At 42.9% G+C, this 25408-nt stretch carries 20 protein-coding genes; 13 read left to right on the top strand and 7 right to left on the bottom strand.

Annotation, left to right across the window (positions count from 1 at the left end):
- Nucleotides 1–23: 23 nt before the first annotated feature.
- Nucleotides 24–1742, top strand: a complete 1719-nt coding sequence (locus ACI2IW_RS01125; RefSeq protein WP_404692364.1) for a 2-oxo acid dehydrogenase subunit E2 — start codon at nt 24–26, stop codon at nt 1740–1742.
- A 195-nt stretch (nt 1743–1937) separates the two neighbouring features.
- Here the strand turns inward: ACI2IW_RS01125 and ACI2IW_RS01120 are convergent, their stop codons facing one another.
- Nucleotides 1938–2579 carry an OmpW family protein gene (locus ACI2IW_RS01120; RefSeq protein ID WP_404692593.1) on the bottom strand — a complete coding sequence of 214 codons (642 nt, stop codon included), beginning with the start codon at nt 2577–2579 and terminating at the stop codon, nt 1938–1940.
- Between the two features lie 713 nt (nt 2580–3292).
- Here ACI2IW_RS01120 and ACI2IW_RS01115 point away from each other — a divergent pair.
- A complete protein-coding gene (locus ACI2IW_RS01115) occupies nt 3293–4276 on the top strand; it encodes an ion transporter (RefSeq protein WP_057759421.1) in 984 nt (327 codons plus the stop codon).
- A 127-nt stretch (nt 4277–4403) separates the two neighbouring features.
- Here the strand turns inward: ACI2IW_RS01115 and ACI2IW_RS01110 are convergent, their stop codons facing one another.
- From ACI2IW_RS01110 to ACI2IW_RS01100, 3 genes are all read right to left on the bottom strand, one after another.
- Nucleotides 4404–5051 (bottom strand): TerD family protein, encoded by a 648-nt coding sequence (locus ACI2IW_RS01110; RefSeq protein WP_057759423.1) that lies wholly within the window; start codon nt 5049–5051, stop codon nt 4404–4406.
- 97 nt (nt 5052–5148) lie between these two features.
- A complete protein-coding gene (locus ACI2IW_RS01105; protein WP_404692363.1) occupies nt 5149–6291 on the bottom strand; it encodes a helix-turn-helix transcriptional regulator in 1143 nt (380 codons plus the stop codon).
- Nucleotides 6292–6524: 233 nt separating this feature from the next.
- Entirely contained in the window at nt 6525–9365 is a 2841-nt protein-coding gene (locus ACI2IW_RS01100) for an AAA family ATPase (RefSeq protein WP_404692362.1), read from the bottom strand.
- A gap of 356 nt (nt 9366–9721) precedes the next feature.
- Here ACI2IW_RS01100 and rsmG point away from each other — a divergent pair, with 356 nt between their 5' ends.
- The 3 genes from rsmG to ACI2IW_RS01085 all read left to right on the top strand — a co-directional run bounded on the left by rsmG (nt 9722) and on the right by ACI2IW_RS01085 (nt 12784).
- Nucleotides 9722–10438 (top strand): 16S rRNA (guanine(527)-N(7))-methyltransferase RsmG, encoded by a 717-nt coding sequence (gene rsmG / locus ACI2IW_RS01095; protein ID WP_404692361.1) that lies wholly within the window; start codon nt 9722–9724, stop codon nt 10436–10438.
- 238 nt (nt 10439–10676) lie between these two features.
- A complete protein-coding gene (locus ACI2IW_RS01090; RefSeq protein ID WP_404692360.1) occupies nt 10677–11456 on the top strand; it encodes a ParA family protein in 780 nt (259 codons plus the stop codon).
- 158 nt (nt 11457–11614) lie between these two features.
- A complete protein-coding gene (locus ACI2IW_RS01085) occupies nt 11615–12784 on the top strand; it encodes a ParB/RepB/Spo0J family partition protein (protein WP_404692359.1) in 1170 nt (389 codons plus the stop codon).
- Between the two features lie 81 nt (nt 12785–12865).
- Here the strand turns inward: ACI2IW_RS01085 and ACI2IW_RS01080 are convergent, their stop codons facing one another.
- The gene (locus ACI2IW_RS01080) at nt 12866–13522 is read right to left on the bottom strand and encodes an IS1595 family transposase (RefSeq protein WP_404692358.1); all 657 of its coding nucleotides are present in this window, start codon (nt 13520–13522) and stop codon (nt 12866–12868) included.
- Between the two features lie 71 nt (nt 13523–13593).
- Between ACI2IW_RS01080 and ACI2IW_RS01075 the strand changes: the two genes are divergently transcribed.
- From ACI2IW_RS01075 to ACI2IW_RS01045, 7 genes are all read left to right on the top strand, one after another.
- Nucleotides 13594–14319: a MotA/TolQ/ExbB proton channel family protein gene (locus ACI2IW_RS01075; protein ID WP_404692357.1), complete on the top strand. Its 726-nt coding sequence runs from the start codon at nt 13594–13596 to the stop codon at nt 14317–14319.
- 65 nt (nt 14320–14384) lie between these two features.
- Nucleotides 14385–14816: an ExbD/TolR family protein gene (locus ACI2IW_RS01070; protein WP_404692356.1), complete on the top strand. Its 432-nt coding sequence runs from the start codon at nt 14385–14387 to the stop codon at nt 14814–14816.
- A gap of 75 nt (nt 14817–14891) precedes the next feature.
- Nucleotides 14892–16679: a lipid A export permease/ATP-binding protein MsbA gene (msbA, locus tag ACI2IW_RS01065; RefSeq protein ID WP_404692355.1), complete on the top strand. Its 1788-nt coding sequence runs from the start codon at nt 14892–14894 to the stop codon at nt 16677–16679.
- 66 nt (nt 16680–16745) lie between these two features.
- On the top strand, nt 16746–17876 hold the full coding sequence (gene lpxK / locus ACI2IW_RS01060) for a tetraacyldisaccharide 4'-kinase (RefSeq protein ID WP_404692354.1): 1131 nt from the start codon (nt 16746–16748) through the stop codon (nt 17874–17876).
- A gap of 49 nt (nt 17877–17925) precedes the next feature.
- Nucleotides 17926–18738, top strand: a complete 813-nt coding sequence (gene kdsB, locus ACI2IW_RS01055; RefSeq protein ID WP_404692353.1) for a 3-deoxy-manno-octulosonate cytidylyltransferase — start codon at nt 17926–17928, stop codon at nt 18736–18738.
- A gap of 104 nt (nt 18739–18842) precedes the next feature.
- Nucleotides 18843–19973: a DNA polymerase III subunit delta' gene (locus tag ACI2IW_RS01050; protein WP_404692352.1), complete on the top strand. Its 1131-nt coding sequence runs from the start codon at nt 18843–18845 to the stop codon at nt 19971–19973.
- Nucleotides 19974–20084: 111 nt separating this feature from the next.
- Nucleotides 20085–20432: a PilZ domain-containing protein gene (locus tag ACI2IW_RS01045; protein ID WP_101205408.1), complete on the top strand. Its 348-nt coding sequence runs from the start codon at nt 20085–20087 to the stop codon at nt 20430–20432.
- Nucleotides 20433–20597: 165 nt separating this feature from the next.
- Here the strand turns inward: ACI2IW_RS01045 and ppk2 are convergent, their stop codons facing one another.
- A complete protein-coding gene (gene ppk2, locus ACI2IW_RS01040; RefSeq protein WP_404692351.1) occupies nt 20598–21677 on the bottom strand; it encodes a polyphosphate kinase 2 in 1080 nt (359 codons plus the stop codon).
- Between the two features lie 186 nt (nt 21678–21863).
- Complete coding sequence (locus tag ACI2IW_RS01035) at nt 21864–23393, bottom strand: acetyl-CoA C-acetyltransferase (protein ID WP_404692350.1); 1530 nt, start codon at nt 23391–23393, stop codon at nt 21864–21866.
- Nucleotides 23394–23941: 548 nt separating this feature from the next.
- Between ACI2IW_RS01035 and ACI2IW_RS01030 the strand changes: the two genes are divergently transcribed.
- A complete protein-coding gene (locus ACI2IW_RS01030; protein ID WP_101205406.1) occupies nt 23942–25342 on the top strand; it encodes a 3-oxoacyl-ACP reductase in 1401 nt (466 codons plus the stop codon).
- Nucleotides 25343–25408: the final 66 nt, after the last annotated feature.

The raw sequence follows: 25408 nt of genomic DNA, 5'->3' as shown, positions 1-25408 counted from the left end.
ACCATAAGACGAGGAAATAAATCATGGACATTAAAGCCCCCGATTTAGGTGTTGATAGCGCCGAAGTCAGCGAGATTATGGTAGAAGTTGGCGATGTCATCGAAAAAGACGACAACATTGTATTATTAGAATCTGACAAAGCATCGGTTGAAGTACCAAGCTCTGCTGCTGGTAAAGTGACTAAGATTAGCGTTGCTATCGGTGATCAAGTCAGCGAAGGTATGGTGCTGATTGAGCTTGAAAGCGCAGATGATAGCGCAGAAAGCAACGATGAAAATGCTGCTGAAGAGCAAGAAGCGAACAGCACAGACGATGTTAAACCAGAATCAAAACCTGAGCCTGTTGCAACTGAATCAAAGCAATCAGAGTCTGCTGCCAAGCCAGCCGCTAATGCTGGTAAAGCAACTACTCATGCATTACCTGATTTAGGTGTTGACGAGGCACAAGTTTCTGAAATCATGGTGAGCGTTGGTGATACTGTTAGCGCTGAGCAGTCCATTTTGCTAATCGAATCAGATAAAGCTTCAGTTGAAGTGCCAGCGCCAGTTGCCGGCAAGATTGAGAAAATCTTGGTCGAAGCAGGTGATATGGTTGCTAATGGTCAGGACTTCATCATCATCATGGAAAGTAGTACAGATGATGCTAGTGATAGTGAATCTGAAGCTCCTAAGCCACAAGAGTCAGCACCCGCCAAAACAGAAGATAAATCAGCTGCTAAAACCACTGGTGAGCCAAAACAAGCTGCCAAACCGACCAATACTGATACAGCTGCTAGCAAAACAGAGGGTAAATTAACTGAAGCACAGGTCAATGAAAAATTGGTTGATGTGTATGCAGGTCCTGCTGTTCGCAAACTAGCCCGTCAGTTAGGTGTTGATATCACACAAGTGAATGGTTCAGCTCTAAACGATCGCATTCTAAAAGAGGACTTGTTTGCACATGTTAAAAACAGTCTAACCAAGCAGAAAGCGGCACCTGTGAGCAGTAATCCTGTTAGCTCAGGTCTACCGAAACTGCCTGACATGAGTAACGCTGAGATCTGGGGTGAGACAGAAACACAAGACCTTAGCCGCTTGCAGAAAGTCTCGATACCACAGCTCAACTACAATACTTTGCTACCGCAAGTAACGCAGTTCGATTTGTCTGATATCACTGAGACTGAAAAACTACGCGGTGAGCTAAAAGGTGGCATGAAAGCTGAAGGTATTGGCTTTACCATTTTAGCATTCGTAGTTAAAGCAACTGCTTACGCATTGACCCAGCACCCACGATTCAACAGTCACTTGAGTGATGACAATACTCAGGTCATATTGCGTAAAAGTGTCAATATGGGTATTGCTGTGGCAACAGATGATGGTCTTATCGTACCGGTTATCAAAAACGTACAAGATAAAGGTTTAAAGCAAATCGCAATTGAGATTGGCGAGCTTGCTGTAAAAGCTCGTGATAAGAAGCTCAGCACTAAAGATTTGCAAGGGGCTAGCTTTATCATATCGAGCCAAGGTAACTTGGGTGGTACGGCATTTACGCCATTAGTTAACTGGCCACAAGTTGGTATTTTAGGTGTCTCTGAAGCAAGTATGCAGCCACGTTGGGATGCTAAAAAACAAAGCTTTGAGCCACGTTTGATGCTGCCACTGTCTTTGTCTTATGACCACCGTGTGATCAATGGCGCAGATGCTGCTGTATTCACTCGTTATATCGCAACGCTATTAGCAGACCCACGTCGTATCTTGATCTAAAGCTAACTAGCAATACAAAAAGACTGCCCACGGGTGGTCTTTTTTATGGAGATTATTTGTTCTTGTAGGTTATTAGCTATTTTTATAAATAATTGCTTAGTAGTTAGTGTAGACAGATGGTAGTAACCATAGTTAATAGGCACAAAAAAGCCAGCTATCAAGCTGGCTCTTATTACGCATGGTATCTTTACTAATTTAGAACTGTTTAACGAATGCTACGCCATATACCCAAGGGCTGATATCGATTTCACCAATATCATCACCGTTTAGGCTTGCATCTGTTTTGATGTCCATATAACGGGCATCAATACGGAAATATTCAGTTGGAGCAAAAGGAATATCAAGACCAACATGGCCAGCTACACCAACGCTATCATCAAGTTCTAAATCATAGTCACCAGCGAGAGGAATATAAACCTTTTCTTCAAAGAAAGTGGTGTAGTTCACACCAACACCAACAAAAGGCTTCACATTCATAGGCAGATCATAGCCATCGAAGTGATACTGTACAGATAGAGTAGGTGGTAGATGCTGTGTTTTCGCATCAATAGTAGTGTCACCAGCTTTTAGAGTAATGTCATGATGAAACGGAATAGCAGCTAGTAATTCAACACCAACGTTGTTAGCGATAAAGTACTCACCACTGATAGTTGGACGTACATCGCCATCAACATCAACTTCAAAGTTACCTAAGCCAGTAGATACTGTACCGTTGTCGCTTTTAGGATCAACATAATGCGCGCCAGCAGCAACAGACCAAGTACCAGCAGGGACTGCAAAAGCAGTTGTCATTGTAAGTGCAGCAGCAGTTGCTAAAACTAGGGATTGTAGTTTCATCATTTCATTCCTTAACGTAATAAAAAATTATCAGCAGTTTTCTAATGAGGGATGGCATTAGCTACTGATACATAATGTCATGATTAAAGTTTAATCTGTAACATTTAATGTATATTATAATACGAAAATCATTATTATTGGTAAGGTTTTAAATATAAATTAGCAATGTTTCTGCAATAAATTACATTTACATGTAATTCAATTGTCTACAGTTTATAATTAAACATAACAAAAGCTGCTTTTTAAGTAAGTGTCATTGACGTAAGTCGGTATCTCTTATTTATGATTCAACAAGAGGTGCAATATATTATGCTTGGCTATTGCAATAACTCCCCTCTACGCTGTACGAATGCGCGTACTATGAAAATATTGAATCAGGTAGACTCTTGTTGTCCTGAATGTCACTTGTTTTTGATACCTGCACAAGATATTAGCCAGCAGCTTCGTGCTGACGAACAGTTCTTAAGGTTCTCTATCCTACTAATTGTGTTTATACTGCTGGTATCAGTCTATATTTACTACCTGCATTTTGTATAGCCGATAGTCATGGCTGATAATGGACAGGTTAGTACCAAATGAAGCGTTGTTGATACAAATCATGGATGATTGCTGCAAATATATCCTATGTTCTGTGATGAAAGTTTGGTTTTTATTGTTTGACCGTTGTTTTATTCTACTAATATCAATTCGGTATTTCACCGCATAGGGCTGGCATGTTATTCCAATCTATACGGCGCTTGCGTCATTTTGTTTATGATATTTTACAAAATGAAGAACATGACACGTTATTTAGCCGTTACGTTGATTATTTTCTTATATTTTTGATTATGACTAACGTAGCTGCTGTAATAGCGGAGTCTGTCGATCAGTGGTATTACCCTTATCAAGATTACTTCACCTTATTCGAAAACTTCTCTATAGTTGTTTTTTCTATTGAGTACTTACTGCGTCTGTGGAGTGTGGCTGAAGCCAAGCCCGATAACACAACGTGGAAACAGCGATGGGATTGGCTCAGAAGTCCATCCGCATTGATTGATTTAGTAGCTATCGTGCCCGCCTTTTTGAATTTCTTTGTCAACATTGATTTGCGTTTCTTACGTATTTTACGTTTGTTTCGAATTCTAAAATTGACTCGTTACTTTGCTTCAATGCGCATCTTGCTAGTCGTTATTAGTAAGGAGCGAGGCTCATTTCAGGCTGTTATCTTTATTCTCATTATTATGATTGTGACCGCCTCTAGCGGCATTTATCTGGTAGAGAATCACGCACAGCCAGACGAGTTTGAGTCTATACCTAAAGCGATGTGGTGGGCTGTGGTGACACTGACAACAGTAGGCTATGGAGATGTCACGCCAATTACTAATGCGGGAAAAATATTGGGTGCTGTCATTACGATATTGGGCGTAGGTCTCGCAGCACTGCCAGCTGGTATTCTAGCGACAGGATTAGCGAATGAACTGGCTCAGCGCCGTGAAGAGCTTGAACAGCATTTTCGTGAGCAGCTCATTGATAGTGACTTTGATTTGGTACAGAATCAGATGATGATTGATAAAATTCGTCGAGAGCTGGGTTTAGATAAAGAGCAGGCACAAAATATCGTCTTACAGGTACTTCGAGAGCAAGAGCTTGAACGGCGTGAGAAAGAAGTTGAAACGCGCCAAAAGAACTTCTGTCCGCATTGCGGTGAAGTTTTATAGGCAAGTGTGAAATGATTTATAACAGATATGTTTTTAGCAATTAATTACAGCTAATGATTTGCCCATAAAAAGAGGTCTTGTGTTTACATAGCACAAGACCTCTTTTATATGCGATTACTAATTGCTCTTATATTCCCTGAGGAATAGGCAATGCACGCGCTAACTCATGAGCCACTTCTTGTGCTGCATCTGCTAGACCTTCTGCAGTGAGTGGTAAGTTTTGCAATGTTAAATGCCAATCATCAACAGATCGACGCAAATGCGCTACCCATAACGTCGTGCAGTCGCGTGGAAGCTGCTTAAGGTTGACTTCAAAACAACGGTTTCCTTCATCGTCACTCAGATGAATTTCGCCTTTTTTCACCCTAGAAAACGAATGGCCATGGTATGAGTTGGCAATTAAACCAATATGAGTAATATGAGCGGGAATTTTTTCGAGCTCCAATCTGATTTGTTCTTGATCAAGCGGGGCAAGATACATGGCTTGTTCACCGCGATCCTTACCATTTAAGCTGTCACCTTGATGCTTGACCGACTCAGCTTTATCTCGTAATTGCTTAAACCAAACGATGTCACTGATGACGCAATTATCATCGTACAACACGCAAGCTAAATCAATATCCATCGCGCTTTGATTTTTCTTAAAGCGCTTAAACATGCCTTTTGGCTCAATTTTGGTAAATTCATAATTGAGCGCAAAGAACAAAGTCCCTGCGTCTAGTCCCAGTCCTCGTAAACTATCTGACAACAGTGGTGATGGGGCAGTGGTCGACATAACTTTCCTTTTTTATTCTTAGTTTCTAACCGTTATCTAGATTTAGTGACTGCTTACTTGAGTAATGGTAATTTGCGCAAGCTTCATACCAGTGATATCACTCACTGATTGCTGTCGAAGACTTATCTAATACCGCTTGATAGAGCAGCTCAGGCTTAGCATCTAATAACCCACTACCAAATCCTCGTAGCCACCAGACCAGCTGTGAGGTTAAATTAACAGTAGCCTTTACAGTAAGGGTGTTATCCTCATTTAGCATCACGGTTTGATCGTCATTAAGCTTACTTTCAGTCAGACTTTTACCTGCTTGCCTAGTGAACCTAAGCTCAACAGCGGTATTCTTGCCACGCTCGTCCAATTCGCCAAACAGTGGGTGGCTAAAGCCCATGCTACCTTCATCTAAGTACGTATCAAGTTGAAAATTCTCCGGTGTTTTTGCAGCGGTTTCGAGAATCTCAACACTATCAAAACGATGTAAGGCAAAGGTGCGAATGGTGGCTTCTGGATCGTCGGTACGAGTTGCCAGTAGATAGATAATCACGCCACGCTGGATAATTGCGATTGGATTTAGGATGTATTCGCTGGCTTGTAATTTGTTGCTACGAGTATAACAAGCATGAATCTGCAACTGATAAAATAGCGCGTGGTAAATATTGTCTTTACTATCCAAATCTATATCTGGTGCAATAAGCGGCTGGGTGGCAGGCTCGATACGCACTCTGTCTATCCAAGAGTGGGTTACTTTGCTGTTTTTCAGCTGTCGCCGTGCTAAGTCAAACCAAGGAAATAATTCATCTAAAATAACAGGTGGCAGTAACTGGGTCAGATTGGCCTCGACCATATTAAAAGCAACCGCTTGTGATAAATTCATATGCGGCAAACTTTGTAATGGTGCGTCTTCTTTCCAGCGCCATCCTTGAGGATTGGCATTGTTTTTTTCGATAGGGAAGCGTTTGGCAAGGGCATTCAAATCACGTTGGACAGTACGTAGGCTGATATCAAAGCCTGCCATCATCAGTTGCTCATAAATATGCGTGGTGCCTACCCAGCGATTGCGCTGCAGCTGTGATAGCACCTGCCATTGCCGAGCAGTCGTTGCCGCACCATGTCGATTGTCACTAATATTGGCGGCATTGGCCTCTTTTGAGGTACCAGTGTCTACAGTTGCAAGCGCACCTGCCTGCTCACTAAGATTGGACTGAGCTTGGATGTTATCAGCATCAGTAGGATGTACAGTCATTAAGAGATACCCTTTATGAAGTTACAAGTCGGTTTCTGGCACAATATTGCTCGATCAGGAACCGTTAATCATCGCAGAAAAGCAGCGTAGCGTCTAGCGAGGTTCATGCATGCGTATGTTTATTTGATGGTTACTATTCGATGATAGCTGCTCGATCTAGCTATAGGCATAGACATAACAATGAATCTAGTCGAACAGCAATGTGCGTACGTATCGGCAGTACCGTTCAAATTTTAATTGCCATCTTCATCGACAGCTGTTGTCTCGCTATCGTTTAGGGTGTCATCAATAGGCTTAGCATCGCTTTGCTTGCTACTTTCCTCGCTACCTTTCTTATCACTTCTCTCATCTTTACGCTTTTCTTTTATTCTTTTATCTTCTTTCTTTTGACGTTTTTCTTTACGCTTTTTCTTCGCTTTCTTTTTGGACTTTTCATCATCGATGTCATCAGTGCTTTCCTGGTTTTCATCCCACAGCATCAGACGGCTTAATACTTTGCCAAATAAAGTATCTTTACGATAACGGTCTTTTTTATTCATGGTGTCGATGGGTAAACCAGTCATCAACGTCAGGGCCTCACTGAGAGTATAGACGCCATAGATATGAAATTTGCCTCTATTTACCGCATCGATAATGTCGTCACGTAGCATCAGTTGTTTGACATTAGCCATTGGAATGACGACGCCTTGATCGCCTGTTAGCTCTTGCTCGCGGCAAGCGTCGAAGAAACCTGCGATTTTGGCATTGATGCCACCAACTGCCTGTACTTCGCCTAGCTGGTTCATTGATCCAGTAATCGCGAGAGACTGATTAATAGGGACGTTTGCTAATGCGGATAGCAATGCACAGCCTTCGCTTACAGTGGCACTATCGCCATCGATTTGCGCGTAGCTCTGCTCGAACGCCAGTGAGGCACTAAAGTTCAGTGCATGATGTTGACTAAATAACGCGCGCAAATAGCTGGTCATAATCAGCATACCTTTGGCGTGTAAACTACCGCCCAAGTCTACATCACGCTCAATATCAAGAATTTCACCTGTGCCAATGTTGGGCTGAATGACCGCAGTAAGCCGTGCTGGCATACCAAACTCACTATCAGCATAACTGACCACAGTTAATGCATTAACTTGTCCGATAGCATCGCCTTGCGTTTGGATCAGCTGCTGGCCGTTTTTAAGCTCATCCCAGTACAGATCGCGCAAATATCCTGAACGCTCATCCATGTCATCGATTGCTTGAGTGACGTGATCTGCCGTCACCATAGTCTCATTATTTAATTGAGCGTGACGGTTTGATTCATGCAATAGTTTAATCAATAAGTCACTGTGTAGGCTTAAACGATCTTGTTCTTCAGCTTGCAGGCTTAAGTGCTCAAGTAGCGTGGCTTGCGCGCTACTATCAAACGGATAAAGGTCGGCATAGTCGATGATATCGGCCATTTTTGCGACCAATGCCAATTCATGTTCAATGGTACGAGGCACATCATCATGAAAGTCAGCGCGGACTTTAAATACTGCATCAAATTCAGGCTCAAGCTCTAGCAGCTCATAATATAAATCTGCTTCACCTAACAAAATAACCTTGATATCTAAATCAATAGGCGCTGGGGAGAGAGACAAGCTACCGGTTAGCGTCAGCATTTGCTCTAGACTAGACAGTTTGATTTTTCGTGATTGTAATGCGCGCTTTAAGCCTTGCCATGCATAAGGATGTTCAAGTACGTGGCTGGCTTCTAACAGTAAATAGCCGCCATTAGCGCGATGTAGAGCACCTGCACGAATCATACTTACGTCAGTGGTTACTGTGCCTAATTGGGTGATTTGCTCGACATGCCCTAACAAATTGAGATGGGTTGGCAAATCCTCAAAAACCACGGGCGCGCCACTGTCAGGTGTGTGACTGACAATAACATTGACCGCATAACGACTGGGCGTCGTAGCCAACACTGCTGTCACAAACTCCTCATCATCGCCATTGACGATACGCTCTACGTGAGTGACCATGTCATCAAATACAGCCTTGAGATATGCCACGACAAGTGGATGAGTCGCAAACTGCTCATAAATAGGAGTAAATAATGGCTGTAAAGCACGTTGGGCAATACTACGATGTAGCGACTCTATCTCGTCATTGGCTTCGTCTTCTAGTTGCTCTAAAGCGATAGTCAATTGACTCAGACGCTTTTGCATATGGTTCTTTTGCACAAAGTTATTCAGCTCAGCTTCATACTCATTATTGCCATATGTAGAATCTTTATTTTCCTTACGCTCATTATCTTCATCGCTCAAGGTGTTAACTTTTTCGCTATCATCGAGCTTTTCTAAATTTTTACGATTGTTAGGTGTTTCTACTTGTTTGTTATCACCGCTGTTGCTTTCTGTAGGCAGTTGACTAGGATGAACAAATACGGCTTTATTATCAAACGAGCGAAACGTCAATGCTAGGTCATATTGCTTGCCTTCAGCATTAAGCGCGTCATAGGCATGACTTTCTTTTTGATGAGTACTGTTTTTGATGGCTTCGATTTTGCTCTGGTATTGATCGCTACGAAAGCGTTGGCTTAAACGCTTTTTTGCTTGCTGCCATAAGTTATTAACTTGCTGCTGTAATAGCGAGGCTTGACCAGCTGGTAGACGCAGCGCCAATGGTGTGCGTGGATCAGTGAAATTATGCACGTATACCCAATCATCAGGCGTCGGCGCGTCAGCAGCGATACGCGTTAACAGACGACTAATCACAGTACGCTTACCCAAACCGTTCTCACCAGCGGCAAACACATGGTAACCACTGGCTTTAATATCCAGCGCTGTATGCAATGCTTTAAGCGCGCGTTGTTGGCCGAAGCCTACATCTAAGTCAGGCGCAGTGCGAGTATCTGTAGGCAATTCATCAGGGTCGCTATAGCGTTTTAATTGCTCAGCGGAAATGCGACAATTTTGCTGAACTTCTATGAAGATAGGGTTTGGGGTATCAGGTGCTGTTTGCTTAGTATTTTTTGTATCGGTAGTAGGTACTACCATATTGTTAGCGTCTTTTGATACTTGCGATATAGGGGTGTAGGGTTGTTCTGTCATAGGCGTTTGAAAAATCATCTTAAAAAGTATTAAAGGAATATGAGAAGTGATTGGTTTTATCTAGTCATGCGTATTCTGAGTTTTTATAATCAATCATGACATCTTACAAGATATAGTCACCTATTAGCGAAGTCATTAAGCGCAGTTTTGTATCATATTTAGACAAATGCTTGAGTAAAACTGGTAAAAAACGAATGAATTAATCAACGAATTGAAGGCAATCAAAGCAGAATAACGCCTCATGATAAGCGTAGATAGTATAAGATGTCCCACATTGGCGCAATCTGCAACTATTCAATGGGCAGACTGCATGATAAAATAAACGGTTCACAAGTCAAAACTGGATAACTCGTTGTATGTCAGCTTCCGCTAAAAACTTTTCATCGTCTGCTAGTATGGGTAATATCAATATTGATCCGGCTGGTTTCGTAAAGCTTGGTTCGCAATTGCCAAAGTTGGCCAATATCTTGGCGCAAGCGATAAATGAGCTGGGTCTGTCGTTAAGTGAAACGCAGCAGCGCACGTTATTATTGTACTTAGACCAGCTTTTATTATGGAATAAAGCGTATAATCTGACCGCCATCACTGATCCAGAAGAAGCGCTGATCAAGCATGTGATAGATTGTCTGTCTATTATAACGCATTTACCCGCCGGATCGTTGCTAGATATCGGCACGGGAGCAGGATTGCCAGCAGTTATTATTGCCATTTGCCAGCCTGAGCGCCAGTGTACTGCGCTTGATAGTAATCAGAAGAAAATCCGCTTTATTAAGCAAATCAGCAGCGAGCTTGGTTTGAGTAATATGCAGCCGATTGCATCGCGTATTGAAGCGCATGAAGCAAGTTATGCGGTGGTGACATCACGAGCGTTTGCCAGTTTGATAGATTTTGTAGAAGTAGCGCAGCCGAGATTGGCAGATGGCGGCTTCTTATGCGCTATGAAAGGTAAAGTACCGAATGAAGAAGAGCTGCAAGCACTTGATAGTGATTGGCATATCAAAACTATTAAACTGACGGTGCCACGTTTGCACGACAGTCGTCATTTAATTGAAATGTCTGCCAAAGATAGCTAAGGCATAAACACTTCGCAGTCATGAAACAGGCACTGTTTTTTGTGAAACACAGTTTACGTCTGTATCTAAATGACATAGTATTTAAAAGCATTTAAAATGCTCGACCGCAAACTGAGCATTTTAGACCATAAATTGCTTATTTTTAAATACTGAGCGAGTGTCGCTGTATAAGATTGAATAAAAATAATCGTACCAACCGAGTCAAAAGTAATAGACCCTAATAAAATTGAGTGAGTGTATGGAAATCATAGCAATTGCGAATCAAAAAGGCGGTGTGGGTAAAACCACAACGGCAGTAAATTTGACCGCCAGCTTGGCTGCTAAACGCAAGCATGTACTGCTGATTGACTTAGACCCACAAGGTAATGCGACCAGTGGCACAGGTGTTGATAAAAACGAGTTGGGTCTTACCATAGCGGACGTTTTGCTAGATGGTGTTGCGTTGTCTGAAGCAATTGTTACTAGTCCTGCAGGGTTCGATGTCATCGGTGCCAATCGCGATTTGGCTGGCATGGACATTACGCTAATGAGTAAGACAGATAGTCACGAATTGTTCAAAACTGCCATGGCTGAATTGGTCAAAGATCAGGTCTCTGCGCAAAAACAGCCATACGATTATGTGATTATCGATTGTGCGCCTAGTTTGAACTTATTGACGATTAACGCATTGGTTGCTACTGATAGTGTGATTATTCCTATGCAGTGTGAGTACTATGCACTAGAAGGGTTGGCTGACTTATCACAAACGATTGAACGCCTTACAGAGTTGAACCCTAAGCTATATATTCGCGGTGTGGTCAGAACGCTATTTGATGCGCGTAACACGCTTGCCCGTGATGTCTCTACTGAGCTAGAAGCGCATTTTGGCGATATCATGTACAAGACTCATATTCCAAGGAATATTCGCTTAGCAGAAGCTCCTGCGCACGGCTTACCAGTTATTGCGTATGAGAGATGGTCAAAAGGCGCGCGCGCGTATCAAAAGTTGGCCGCTGAAGTGATGAAACAAAGCAACTAGTTTTTATCTAAAGTCTCTTACAAAGGGTTTTTAGATAAAAAGCGTCATTGATCAAGACAGTAAATGAATAGCATAAGTATAGAACACTTAACATTGTATTTAGTAAGCCGCATCAGTAATCAATTGGCTTTTATTTTAGCGTTAGAGGATAGGTAATCATGGCGAAGAAAAGAGGGTTGGCTGCTAATCGGGGCTTAGATGCCTTATTAGGGTCAATCAAAAAAGAAAAGCAAATTACCGCCTCTGCCTTGCAAGATGACATGGTGGCGCGTGAAAATGCTGCGCCAGATGTTAATGTGCCTGTAGAGACTAATGCGCCTGTAAATACTGTGTCTACGGATATAGCGCCTGATATCACTCCAACAAAAGCCAGTAAAAAATCATCTGCGAAGATTACTGATAACGATACTGCTAGTGAGAATAGCACTCGCGCGCCACGTTCATCTCGTGCTACCAGCAAGGCGTCGCTCAACAAATCGCGCGGCAATAGTGCAGATACGAGCGCAACTGAAGACCAGATTAGCCTTGTACAAATCGATGTCACACGCTTGCAAGCAGGTAAGTATCAGCCTCGTCGTGATATGAGTGAGACAGCACTTGCAGAATTGGCGTCTTCTATTGAGCAGCATGGCGTGATGCAGCCTATCGTTATCCGTCCACTGTTGGCAAATGAAGATAAAAGTGAGGCATTTGTCACTCATGAAATTATCGCTGGTGAACGCCGTTGGCGCGCAGCAAAAATGGCAGGAAAGGCGGTTATCCCTGCGATTGAGCGCGCCTTATCTGATGAGTTGGCAATTGCATTAGCACTGATTGAAAATATTCAGCGCGAAGACTTATCAGTGATTGAGCAGGCGGCAGCATTGCAGCGCTTTCATACGGAATTTGGTATGAGTCATGCCATGATCGCTGAAGTCGTCGGCAAGGCGCGTACGACAGTATCGAATCTACTCCGCTTAAATCAGCTGCATGATACAGTAAAAGACCATTTAGCCAACAGTGTGCTAGATATGGGTCATGCTCGTACACTTTTAGCATTGTCCTCTGAACAACAACCTATCATCGCGCAAAAGATTATCGATGGCGGTATGACCGTGCGAGAAGCAGAAAAATTGGTCAAATCCATCTTGCAGCCAGCGCCCAAAATCAATCGTGCTGAACAAGCGCAATCTCGTGATGTAGAGCGTTTAACCCAGAGATTAACAGACATGCTTGGTGCTGAAGTCAAACTAAAGCATAAAAAAGATGGTCAAGGTAGTGTTGAGATATTTTTCCACAATCAAGATCAATTAGCTGCGCTGATTAAACATATAGAAGCTCAGGCTTAATAACGTTTGCGAGTTAGCCGTATCTATCCAAATGCTAAATCGCCTCTGTAATAATTATTTAGGGGCTGTAGTAGATAAGGATTAAATATCACACCATTTTCTCAGGGTTTTAAGCTGATTAGATGGTGACCCGTAGTTAAATCTAAACTCACACTCTTTTAAAAATAAATGGAAGTTCTTTTTATCAATCCCATTATATTTTCTGAGTGTTCGTTTAGACTGATTCCAAAAGTTCTCAATGCCGTTGATGTGATTGCTTTTACCGCAAGTGAACTCTTTAGAGTGATTGACTCTGAAATGTTTGAATTCGCTCACATCTAATGCATTATAACTTCGATAGCTATCAGTATAAACAAAGCTGTCAGGCTTGATTTTACGCTTGATGACAGGCATTAGGGTGGTTTGTTTGGTGTCTGCTACGACAATGGTATAAACCTTACCATGTCGTTTTAGGATACCAAACACGGCTGTTTTACCAGCAGCTCCGCGACCTCTTTTGCCTTTGCGTACGCCGCCAAAGTAGCTTTCATCTAATTCGACTTCGCCATCAAAAAGCTCATCAGCTTGTAATGAGAGATGATGATCTATCACAAGTCTAATTTTATGATAAAAAAGTGCAGCACTGTTAGGCTGGATATTAAGCAAATCTGCGGCTGTTCTAGCAGTTACTTCAGCCGTGAAAAACTCTAATAGCCTTCGCTGTACTTTTTTACTTAGTTTACAACGGGTTATCTTCATAAAAGTAGTCTAGCATAGTGCTTATCTACTACAGCCCCATTATTTTTGCAAAAATATGGAAGAGAGTGAGTATGTGGGAATTGGTAAAAGCAGGTGGCTGGCTAATGACACCTATCGTTGTTTGCTCTGTATTGGCTTTGGTTATTATCATTGAGCGTAGTCATACGCTGCAGTTTAACAAAGTCGCTCCTAGCAGGTTACGCGAACAGCTAATAACTCGTTTACGTGAAAATGGCGATATTGGCCGCACACAATTGATGAATGTAAAAGAAAAGACGGCGCTTGGCGATATCTTGGCAACGGGGTTGCTATATCGTCAGTATGGGCTAGAGTCGATGACAATGCACATGCAAAATCGTGCCAGCGTCCAAGTTCATCAGTTGGAAAAAAACATCAATATGTTAGGCACTATCGGTGCGATAGCTCCGTTACTTGGTCTATTAGGTACGGTACTAGGAATCATCTCTTCATTCTTAGCGATTACCGATGGCGCAATGCAAGATCCGACGATGCTAGCCGCTGGTGTATCACAGGCACTAATAACTACCGCTGCTGGTATGATTGTTGCTATCCCTGCGCTGGTTGCTTATCGTTATTTTCAGCGCCGTATCATTGATATTAATGCTCAGTTTGAGACTCAAGCAGGGCTTATGATTCAAGAGTTGTATGACTATCACTTGCTTGCTAGTACGCAGCCATCTACATCTTCTAGCCGTACGTCAATAGAAGATAGTATTGTGCAAGAACGTTCATTCGGTGGGTTGGATTCTGATAAGACCAGCATAGCGGCAGTGTAGTAAATACGGTTTTAAAGAATAGAAATCTTAAGCCTATAAATGGTAGCTGAATTAAAGAGATTGATATGCGTTTTAGAAAACCAACGGTTGAACCGCTCGAAATTAATCTAACACCGATGATTGATTGTTTACTGTTTTTGATTGTATTTTTATTGCTTGCTACTTCATTCAATCACTTCAGTCGTTTAAATATTATTCTTCCGGAAGCGGAAGGTGTTGCACTGACAGAACAAAAAAACAGTATCGAAGTAGCTGTGCAAGAAGATGGTAGCTATTTGGTCAACGGCATTACACTTGCTAGTAGCAATGAGGCTGAACTGACCAGTATGTTGCAGCAAGAGGCGGGCAGTAATCGCGATATGCTATTTGTTATTGCAGCGGATGCCAATGCGACTCATCAGTCTGTGGTACGAGTAATGGATATCGCTGGAAAGCTCGGATTTTTGAATTTAAACATCAGTACAGTGGTACCACTTGGCCAAACGCTGTCGCAATAACAGATATAGTCTTATCATCATAAAACTGTGTAAAACACAGCCCATTCATACCACTATACCCAAATTGAGGCTTTTATGAGCCAAGCTTATTTACCTGACTCTAAAAAATCTTCTGCTAAAAATGCATCGGCAGTATCGCCCGTTACCCCTAAGAGTAAGACACTATTACGCTTATTAAGGTATTTAAAGCCTTATTGGTGGGCATTGCTATTGACAGCGTTAGGTTTTGCGATTAATGCAGGGACAGAGATTTGGACTGCCAAGCTTCTGCAATATATTACTGATGCTATCAATCAGAATGATCGAAGCAAACAAGCCTTATTTCCGCTATTGATTATATTGCTATTCTTTGTGCGCGGGGTTGGTAGCTTTTTGGGTAACTATTATTCTGCATTGGTCTCACGCAACTTGGTCTATGAGCTACGTGTAGAAGTTTTCAATAAATTACTGCGCTTGCCTAGCTCGTTTTATTTGGCCAATCCAGCCGGTACGATTTCATCGAAGTTGATATTTGATGTTGAGCAGGTCACGGCCGCTAGTACAGACTCAATGAAGACTTTGCTGCGTGATGGTTTGACCGTTGTTGCATTGATCGGCTTTTTGTTCTATAGCAATTGGCGTCTAACGCTTATTTTGTTTATTGTCCTACCACCAATACTATGGCTGGTGCGCATTGCATCAAAGCGCTATCTTAAGCTCTCAAAAGGTATCCAAGAGACGATGGGTAATGTCAGTCACATTACCAATGAAGTCATCGGCGGCTATCAAGTGGTCAAAAACTACGGCGGTCAATCATACGAGTCAGCACGTTTTGACAAAACATCGAAGAAAAACCTACGCCAAGGTATGAAGGTAGTTGTTACCAATAGTATTAATACACCAGCCGTACAGCTATTGATGGCGATTGCGATGGCCGTTGTCGTCTGGCTTGCGCTGCGACCTGAAGTAATAGATGATATTTCAGCAGGTGAGTTCATTTCCTACATTGCAGCAGCAGGTTTATTAAGTAAACCAGTACGTTCGCTGACTGATATTAATCAGAAGCTGCAAAAAGGTCTGGCTGCTGGTGAGTCGATTTTTGCGCTACTTGATGAGCCAGAAGAAGAAGACACAGGCACAATCAGTAAAGCGCTATCAGGGCAAATGTCGTTAGACAATATCAGCTTGGTTTATCCAGATTCGACGGTGGCTCTACGCGACTTTACCTTGAACATTAAAGCAGGCGAGACAGTTGCGCTAGTAGGGCGAAGTGGGGCGGGCAAGTCGTCATTGGTCAATTTATTAACACGAACTCTAGAGACCTCTTCAGGGCAGATCACATTGGATGGTATGCCAATTGAAGACATTAAGTTAGAGAGTTTGCGCGCCCAGATTGCAATGGTGAACCAGCAGGTAGTATTGTTTAACACCACTGTATTTAATAATATTGCTTATGGCAGCCTAGCTGACAAGACTCAAGCTGAGGTTGAACGAGCAGCAAAAGATGCTTTCGCTCATGACTTTATTATGAAAATGCCAAACGGCTATCAAAGCGAAATTGGTGCTGAAGGGTTGCAATTATCTGGTGGTCAGCGTCAGCGATTATCTATTGCTCGTGCGCTACTAAAGGATGCTCCGATTCTAATTTTAGATGAAGCCACTAGCGCGCTTGATAATGAGTCTGAGTATTATATCCAGCAAGCGCTAGATAATGTGATGAAAGACCGTACTACATTGGTTATTGCCCATCGACTGACGACTATCGAATCAGCGGATCGTATTGCCGTAATGGATGGTGGTCAGATTGTTGAGTTAGGAACGCACAATGAGCTGATGCAGCTACAAGGCCACTATGCGCAAATGTATGCTCGAGATTTTGAGTAGTCAGTTTAGAAGTTTTTAGCCAATTTTCACGCAGCCATGAACTAATAAGATAAGCGATATTGATTAATGAGTATTGAGACGACAATCACCCGCGCATGGCAACGTCAAGCTGTTTGGTTGTGGTTTTTGCTGCCTATCAGTTGGTTATACGGTTTCATCACTTTGCTGCGTCGTCAAGCTTATAAGGCCGGCCTATTATCAAGCTATCGAGCACCTATTCCCGTCATGGTCATTGGTAATATCAGTGTGGGCGGTAGTGGTAAGACGCCGCTGATTATTGCTCTGGTCAGCTATCTGCAAAAGAAAGGTATAAAAGTAGGGGTGATCAGTCGCGGGTATGGCGGTGATACGAGTCAAATGCCAGCATTGGTTAGTGCTACCAGCTTACCCCATATAGTCGGAGATGAGCCGTGTTTGATTGCTCATATGACAGGCGCTGCTATGGCAGTGTGTCCCAATCGTCAGCAAGCGATTGCTACTCTGTTAAAGGCAAAGCCTGATTTACAATTGATTATTGCAGATGATGGTTTGCAGCACTATGCACTACAGCGTGATATCGAATGGATTGTGGTAGATGCCACCCGTGGGTTTGGCAATGAGCAGCTATTACCAACGGGTTTTTTGCGTGAGCCAATGTCACGATTAGAGGGTGCCAATGTTATTTATCATGAAAAACCAAGTACAGATTTAACTCGGACTTCTAGAAGTTGTAATAAGATACAGTCTACTGATCGTTTGACCATGCATTTGCAACCAGCTGAGTTACAGCGCCTATGGAATCCTACATCTAGCGCAGCTCAACTTAATAGTGTGAAGCCTACTAATAACAGCCGCGTCCATGCTGTTAGTGGTATCGGCTATCCGCAGCGGTTTTTTGATACCTTAGAATCTATTGGCTTTGAGGTCATAGGGCACCCTTACCCTGACCATTATAATTTTAGTTTAGCTGAGCTTTTACAATATGGTGATTATCCTATCATCGTAACCAGTAAAGATGCGGTAAAAATCAGCGCATTATTGGCGGACTATACAGCGGCACAAGCACTCAGTGGTGAGTATGTAGAACTTGTCAGTAGACTATGGGTGTTGCCAGTGACGGCTGCATTATCTGAGAATAGTTATGATAATCTAGATGAGCAACTAAAGGCGCTAGGGATTCGTATCGACCATGATATGAACACGTCAGCCTCATTATAAATATCAGCTAATATTTTAAATCGCCGTATAATTTTTATAGGAATACGCCATGTCGTTCGCCACCATACCTGCCAAAACCCATATCGTGATTCCTGCACGTTTCAAGAGTACGCGTTTACCTGGTAAGCCATTGCTAACTATTCATGGTAAGCCGATGATACTTTGGGTAGCAGAAAAAGCGCAGACAGCAAGTTTTGCTGATGACATGTGTATAGCGACTGATGATGAGCAAATCGCAAAAGTTTGCACTGATGCAGGCTTTGATGTGGTTATGACCAGTAGCGAGCATGCTTCAGGGACGGATCGTTTGGCAGAAGTAGCAGCTATCAAAGGTTGGGCTGAGCATGATATTGTGGTGAATATGCAAGGCGATGAGCCCCTTGTACCGCCATTGCTTTTGGAGCAAGTACAGGCGCTTTTGGTAGCGGATGAAGATAGCGTGATGGCCACACTCTGTGAGCCTATCGATGACTATGATACGTTCCAAAAACCATCGGTAGTAAAAGTGGTCAGCCAATTTGCTAATAACTTACAGCGTGCGCTCTATTTTAGCCGCGCACCGATTCCTTGTGATCGTGATGTTGTATTAGCTGATAATAATCAGATGCAATCACCAAAGAGCGCCTATCGCCATTTGGGTTTATACGCTTATCGTGTCAGTCTATTACAGCAGTTCGTAAACTGGCCACAAACGCCACTTGAGATACTCGAAAGCTTAGAGCAATTACGTGTTTTAGAAAATGGTCAGCATATCGCCATCGCAGAAGCCGCCTGTCAGCTACCAGCTGGCGTCGATACACAAGAAGATTTAGACCGTCTAAACGCGATGAGCTTAGATAACTTTCACAACCCTACTAAGTAATAGTCTGAGCAAAGTTGCGTACGATTCTAAGTTTACTACAACGCTAAAGTATCGTTGTCGTGGCTATACCTAAAGTACCTAATCAATGTGATAGAGCCATAACCATGAATAATTTGACAGGAAATATGGACGCACTAGATAACACAGACCGTATGTATTTTGCGCCACTATTGCCATGGCAAAAAGTACTGTGGTTACAGTTGACCGAGCGCGTACTTAAGCAGCAGTCTTTGCCGCATGCATTGCTCGCTGCTGGTATGCAAGGTATGGGCAAACGCGCTTTCGTATGGAGATTGGTCGCTTGGCTATTATGCCGTGAGCGTGGCGCACACCCACTAGGTGCTTGTGAAGTGTGTGAGAGCTGTCAGTGGCTCAAATCGGGAACTCATCCGAGCTTGCAAGTATTACCACTCGTTAGTATGCCTATCAGTGCCGAAAGCGATGCGCTTCAAGAAAAATCAAGCAGTACAAAAGATAAAAAAGGCGCTAAAGCTACTAGCAATAGTGCTCTTAAGATCAAAGTAGATGATATTCGTGCTTTGCAGCCTTTTATTTATCAAGGCGGGCAGGGGATGCGTATCTGCGTGTTAGATCACGCTGAAAAAATGACGGTGGCCGCTGCTAATGCGCTGCTTAAAACATTGGAAGAACCGCAAGCGCAGGTGCATCTGTTTTTGATTAGTGATACGCCTGCTCAGCTATTGCCAACGATTAAGAGTCGTGTGCAACAGTTGGCACTACAGACAATTGAGCCAACTGTTGCTGTCGATTACGTGACGCAGGCGCTAGGTCACACGATTAACCGCGAAGCCGTCGGTACCGCTGCGATTGAACAGTTGATACAACTGGCCAACGGTGCGCCATTAGCTGCTATCGCCTTAGCGCAAGCACCATGGTATAGCAAGCGCAGCCTATGGCTGACCACATGGCAGGCGCTACGTAGCGGTAAACGTAGTGGTGTGGCGGCGAGTGATTATTGGCAAAGTCAGCTTAATATTAAAGAGTTTATACAGCTGTCTGAGCTGATGCTCCTTGATATACGCCGTGTCTGTTTGGGGCTGAGTGAACTACAAACGGATGTCAATCTATCAACGATATTGGCTACTTATCATCCTACTGATAGCGGGTTAGAGGCATTTGCCAACAGCGTGCAGCAGACCAAAATCGCACTGCAACAAAATGTGCAAGAAAAATTTGCCTATGATAAGCTAATGCAAGAGTTGGCAAGCTTATAGAGCCATGCTTGAGCATTTAATTAGTGCTCGAAAATTTGCAATTGTTCTTAACTATATACTATCGATTATTTATATAAACATATTAAACCCAGTTGATGAAGGAAGCTGACTATGGCAATGCCAGGACGTGGCGGGATTTTAACCTGTCATTATGAAAGTATCGAAATGTTATATGCCAGCTATTTGTCATTTGTCAGTAATGGCGCTTTGTTTGTACCGTCTGACAAACCTCAGCAATTGGGTGATGAGGTGTTTATTGCTATCACGCTACCCAACTCCAGTGAGCGCCTACCAATGAATGGTAAGGTTGTTTGGATTAACTCTAAGAGTCAGGGCAGTCGACCTGCAGGGTTTGCTGTGCAAATTGGTAGTGATGTCTCTGGCCAAAGAATTAAGAATGAAGTTGAGCGCCTACTAGCGGGAAAAATCGATAGCTTGCAATCGACTTATACTATGTAGTATCTATTAATAACTAAGTAGTATCTAGAAATCACACCTGTATCTTTAATAAGTTCGGCTGTGGTTTTGAATTTATTAATATAAAAAAAGCAGCCTTATTACTTAGTAAGGCTGCTTTTTTCGATCAATTTTCTTTAGTTTTTTATAGTAGTAGGCGTTAGTCGCTTAATAACGAGGCGGTACATACATATCATCGGGAATAGGTTCACGGTAATACTCATCATCGCGTTTGCGATTGGGTAACTCAATTTCGTCACGAGGCACTTCTTTGTAAGGGATTTGGTCGAGCAAATGGGCAATACAGTTCAGCCTAGCACGTTTTTTATTATTGCCTTCGACAACCCACCAGGGTGCTTCAGGGATATGAGTGCGCTCAAACATGGTTTCTTTTGCTTTGGTGTAATCTTCCCAGCGTCGGCGCGACTGTAGGTCCATTGGTGAGAGTTTCCACTGCTTAAGCGGATCATATATTCGGCTCATAAATCGAGCATGTTGCTCATCATCAGTGATAGAAAACCAGTATTTTACTAAGCGAATGCCTGAGCGTACGAGCATACGCTCAAACTCTGGTACTGATTGAAAAAATTCTTCATATTGCGCGTCAGTACAAAACCCCATGACACGCTCGACGCCTCCGCGGTTGTACCAACTACGGTCAAACAATACGATTTCGCCTGCTGCAGGCAAGTGGGCCACGTAACGTTGGAAGTACCACTGCGTTTGCTCGCGCTCAGTGGGAGCCGGTAGGGCAGCTACCCTGCACACGCGTGGGTTTAATCGTTGGGTAATGCGTTTAATGGCGCCACCTTTACCAGCAGAATCCCGCCCTTCAAAGATAACGACGATACGCTCACCGCGATCAACTACCCAATCTTGTAGTTTTATAAGTTCTCGCTGTAGTCGTACCAACTCTTGAAAGTAGGTGCGTCGATCCAGTTTTTCTTGCTCGCTCATCTCACGTCCGTTAAAACGAAAGTCACGTGCATAGTCATCTATTTCATTTTCTAGTTCTTCATCATATGTATCGATTAAGTCTTGGTGCATTTTTCGACGTAAATCATCATCAAGAATGTCTTTTTCGATGCGTTCAGTAAGAATGGCTTGTTCCTGATGGTACCGATCTATATCCTCCTCAGTCGTTAGAGATTGAAAATCAGCGGTTGCAAGCGGTTCTGTCATCACCAGTTTTTCAGAGCCAAAAATGACTTGCCTCATTTTTCTTAATAAAATTTTTGTCTTACCCATAAATATTACCTTTGTTTTGCGTATCGGCTTTTTTAAGAGGCTACTATCTAGGTCGTTTCTATCATAGCAAAGTACAGACAATAAAAAATGCCCTTTAAATAAATTAAAGGGCATTTTTTTATTGATAGATATGTACTGATTAAAATAATAAGTCAGCGTATCTTTTTCACTTAAAAGTGACCAAGCTTATTTTTCTAGGATACAAGTCACACCTTGACCACCTGCTGCGCAGATAGAGATAAGTGCACGGCCCGAACCTTTTTGATCCAATAATTTAGCAGCAGTAGCTAGAATACGACCACCAGTTGCCGCAAATGGATGACCTGCCGCTAGTGATGAACCGTTTACGTTTAATTTGCTACGATCGATAGAACCTAGCGGGGCATCTAAGCCTAAGCGCTCTTCACAGAATTTCTCATCTTCCCAAGCAGCTAAGGTTGATAGTACTTGTGAAGCGAAGGCTTCATGAATCTCATAAAAGTCAAAGTCTTGTAGAGTCAGGCCAGCGCGCTCAAGCATACGTGGTACCGCATAAGCTGGTGCCATTAGTAAGCCTTCTGTGGTACCAGATTTACCGATGAAGTCTACTGCTGCGGTTTCTTGATGGACGATATAAGCAAGTGGCTTTAGGCCGTGCTCTTTTGCCCACTCATCAGTACCTAGTAGTACACAAGAAGCGCCGTCAGTAAGCGGCGTAGAGTTGGCAGCCGTCATCGTTGGGTTGGCATTTTTTCTACCAAATACTGGCTTTAATTTACCCAGTTTTTCTAATGTAGTATCTGGACGCAAGTTGTTGTCACGAGTCAGGCCTTTGTACGGCGTGATCAAGTCGTCAAAGAAACCTTCGTCATAAGCACGTGCTAGGTTCTGATGGCTATTAAATGCAAGCTCATCTTGCGCTTCACGGCTGATATTCCACTCAAGCGTGGTAATCGCTTGATGATCGCCCATTGATAGGCCAGTGCGTGGCTCACCGTTTTGCGGTGAGTCGATTAAGTCTTTTGGATTTAGACCCATTAATGCTTTTAGACGTTGCTTGTTGTCTTTTGCTGCACCAAGTTTGATCAGTACTTTACGCAAGCCATCGCCGACAGCAATAGGAGCGTCAGAAGTAGTATCTACACCGCCAGTAATTGCCGAATCGATCAGACCAAGTGCAATCTTGTTAGCAGAAGCAAATGTTGCTTGTAAGCCAGTACCGCAAGCTTGTGAGATATCATAAGTTGGCGTATGTGGGTTCAGCGCGGTATTCAATGTGGCTTCACGAGTAAGGTTGATATCACGGCTAAGTTTCATCACTGCGCCAGATACCACTTCGCCTACGGTTTCGCCTTGTAGGTTATAACGCTCAACCAAACCGTCCAATGCAGCGGTTAGCATGTCTGTGTTGCTAACATCAGCGTATGATCCGTTCGAGCGCGCAAATGGAATACGGTTACCACCTAAGATCGCAACACGATTCAGATTTGAAGCTGGTTTGGCGGTGCTAGCTTTTTTAGCTGGAGCAGGTTTTTTAGCAGCAGTGGTTTCTACGTTTTCATCGACCGCTTTTTTGCTAGCAGTTTCTTTAGCGCTGGTGTCTTTAGCGCTATTGTCTTTAGTCGAAGTGCTTTTTGCAGCGGTTTCTTTTTTTGCTGTATCCGATTTTGTATCCGTTGCTTTAACAACTGTACTTTCAACAACAGGGCTATCTGGATGATTGTTTTTATTACTCATAATATTATCCTTAAAAAGTATGGGTAGAAGTAAAAAGTGATAGGTAACAATAAAAAATAGTTAAGTTATTTTATACAAGCAAATATTATCATTTATTACGCAATACAGCTGTTTATCATAAGGCGTTTTTATTCATTTAATGTATCTCTTTAGCAAACTATGTGACGCTTGTATGAGGTCGGTAGTAGATTCATGACCATGACGCATCGCTCTAATAGACTGGCTAGTAAGAAATATTAGCATTGCATAACAGTACGTTTGATAATATATTGTTATCAATAATTAAGTATGCCATAACCTATAGGTCAGATTTTAACATGTTATAGTGGCGCTTAACGCTGCTAAAAACGACTGGCTTGTATACTGACTTGTTTACAGATTGTTGTAGACATTATCTGTTTTTGGACTTGTTTATAAGGGAAGTGTATAGTTAGGCTAGTTTTGAGGCAATTTACTAAATTTAAATAATGACGATGTCAATGTCTCTATATAATAGATTCATTGCATTTTTTATTATTATACGAATCATTAATTATAAGGATTATATTATGTCAGACCGTTATGGTGATTTTGTTCAATCTTCTATTGGCAAAAAAGTAGCAAAAAATTTAGGTTTGCCGATGCCAACGACGCTTGATCGTTTCGAAAGCGGTGAGCGTTTGGTGCGTGGTAGCGTATTGGTTGGCCGTGCTACTGGTGATGACAAAAGTGTCAGTGAGTCTGTTGCCCGTATCCTGTCAGACGTCCATGCCGAAGTATATGTAAATAGCAGCGATGATATCAAAGACGCACTTGCTGATGCAGGCGTAGAGGCAAAAGCCAACACGGGCGGCGATGATCAATTCAAAGTACTGCTTTTTGATGCCAGTAATATCAGCAATGCTGAACAGCTAAAAGAGCTTTATGAGTTTTTCCATACAGTTGCACGCCGCGTAGAAAAATCAGGCCGTGTGGTTGTGGTTGGTCGTACGCCAGAGAACATCACTGATATTGAAACAGCAATGGCTCAACGCTCGCTTGAAGGTTTTGTGAAGTCAGTGGGCAAAGAGTTCAAGCGCGGTATTACAGCGCAGCTGATTTATGTTGAAGAAGGCGCAGAGCAAAACCTAGATTCAACCTTACGCTTTTTTACCTCAGCTCGTTCAGCTTATGTATCAGGACAAGTAGTACGTGTCAGTAAAGGCAGCTCAGTCGATGTTGATTGGAACCAGCCTTTGGGCGGCAAGACGATGCTAGTGACTGGCGCAAGTCGCGGTATTGGTGAAGCTATCGCTCGTGTGTTGGCTCGTGAAGGGGCTCATGTTATCTGTCTAGATGTACCACAGCAGCAAGCTGACCTACAAAAAGTTGCTAGCGAAATCAGTGGTTCTGCTTTGACGGTAGATATCACTAGTGAAGATGCTGGGGCAGAAATCGCTGACGCTGCTCAAAAACGTGGTGGTCTAGATTCAATCATCCATAATGCTGGCGTGACTCGTGATAAGACGTTGGCTAAGATGGATGAGAAAAAATGGAACATGGTCATTGATATCAACTTAGGCAGTATCGCTAGATTGAACCGCTACTTGTTGGACAATGACGTACTGAAAGAAAACGCACGTATCGTATGTGTGTCGTCGATTTCAGGTATCGCGGGCAACATGGGTCAGACCAACTATGCCACTTCTAAAGCTGGGGTAATTGGTTTGGTTAACGCAACTGCTAAGCAATTAGAAGACAATGCTAAAGGCATGACGATCAATGCAGTCGCTCCTGGTTTCATCGAAACTCAAATGACAGAAGCCATTCCGTTTGCTATTCGTGAAGCTGGTCGCCGCATGAACTCAATGAGCCAAGGCGGCTTACCAGTAGATGTGGCTGAGACTATCGCATGGTTTGCTTCACCTGCGTCTGGCGGTCTAAATGGCAACACGGTTCGCGTCTGTGGTCAAAGCTTACTTGGTGCATAATGTTGATTAATTGACAGGTATATGTGAGAAATAAGGTACAGATAGAGACAGTAGTTGTATCATATG

The organism is Psychrobacter sp. NPDC078501, from assembly GCF_044900935.1.
Classification (GTDB): domain Bacteria; phylum Pseudomonadota; class Gammaproteobacteria; order Pseudomonadales; family Moraxellaceae; genus Psychrobacter.
The sequence above is the reverse complement of the archived record's forward strand: the minus strand, read 5'-3'. Positions and strand labels throughout refer to the sequence as shown.

Coding starts and splice junctions, on each gene's coding strand:
- ACI2IW_RS01030 (WP_101205406.1), top strand. CDS start 23,942: ATGTCAGACCGTTATGGTGATTTTGTTCAATCTTCTATTGGCAAAAAA.
- ACI2IW_RS01120 (WP_404692593.1), bottom strand. CDS start 2,579: ATGAAACTACAATCCCTAGTTTTAGCAACTGCTGCTGCACTTACAATG.
- ACI2IW_RS01085 (WP_404692359.1), top strand. CDS start 11,615: ATGGCGAAGAAAAGAGGGTTGGCTGCTAATCGGGGCTTAGATGCCTTA.
- ACI2IW_RS01070 (WP_404692356.1), top strand. CDS start 14,385: ATGCGTTTTAGAAAACCAACGGTTGAACCGCTCGAAATTAATCTAACA.
- ACI2IW_RS01115 (WP_057759421.1), top strand. CDS start 3,293: ATGTTATTCCAATCTATACGGCGCTTGCGTCATTTTGTTTATGATATT.
- lpxK (WP_404692354.1), top strand. CDS start 16,746: ATGAGTATTGAGACGACAATCACCCGCGCATGGCAACGTCAAGCTGTT.
- ACI2IW_RS01105 (WP_404692363.1), bottom strand. CDS start 6,291: ATGACTGTACATCCTACTGATGCTGATAACATCCAAGCTCAGTCCAAT.
- ppk2 (WP_404692351.1), bottom strand. CDS start 21,677: ATGGGTAAGACAAAAATTTTATTAAGAAAAATGAGGCAAGTCATTTTT.
- ACI2IW_RS01100 (WP_404692362.1), bottom strand. CDS start 9,365: ATGACAGAACAACCCTACACCCCTATATCGCAAGTATCAAAAGACGCT.
- kdsB (WP_404692353.1), top strand. CDS start 17,926: ATGTCGTTCGCCACCATACCTGCCAAAACCCATATCGTGATTCCTGCA.
- rsmG (WP_404692361.1), top strand. CDS start 9,722: ATGTCAGCTTCCGCTAAAAACTTTTCATCGTCTGCTAGTATGGGTAAT.
- ACI2IW_RS01090 (WP_404692360.1), top strand. CDS start 10,677: ATGGAAATCATAGCAATTGCGAATCAAAAAGGCGGTGTGGGTAAAACC.
- ACI2IW_RS01035 (WP_404692350.1), bottom strand. CDS start 23,393: ATGAGTAATAAAAACAATCATCCAGATAGCCCTGTTGTTGAAAGTACA.
- ACI2IW_RS01080 (WP_404692358.1), bottom strand. CDS start 13,522: ATGAAGATAACCCGTTGTAAACTAAGTAAAAAAGTACAGCGAAGGCTA.
- ACI2IW_RS01075 (WP_404692357.1), top strand. CDS start 13,594: ATGTGGGAATTGGTAAAAGCAGGTGGCTGGCTAATGACACCTATCGTT.
- ACI2IW_RS01110 (WP_057759423.1), bottom strand. CDS start 5,051: ATGTCGACCACTGCCCCATCACCACTGTTGTCAGATAGTTTACGAGGA.
- ACI2IW_RS01050 (WP_404692352.1), top strand. CDS start 18,843: ATGAATAATTTGACAGGAAATATGGACGCACTAGATAACACAGACCGT.
- ACI2IW_RS01125 (WP_404692364.1), top strand. CDS start 24: ATGGACATTAAAGCCCCCGATTTAGGTGTTGATAGCGCCGAAGTCAGC.
- ACI2IW_RS01045 (WP_101205408.1), top strand. CDS start 20,085: ATGGCAATGCCAGGACGTGGCGGGATTTTAACCTGTCATTATGAAAGT.
- msbA (WP_404692355.1), top strand. CDS start 14,892: ATGAGCCAAGCTTATTTACCTGACTCTAAAAAATCTTCTGCTAAAAAT.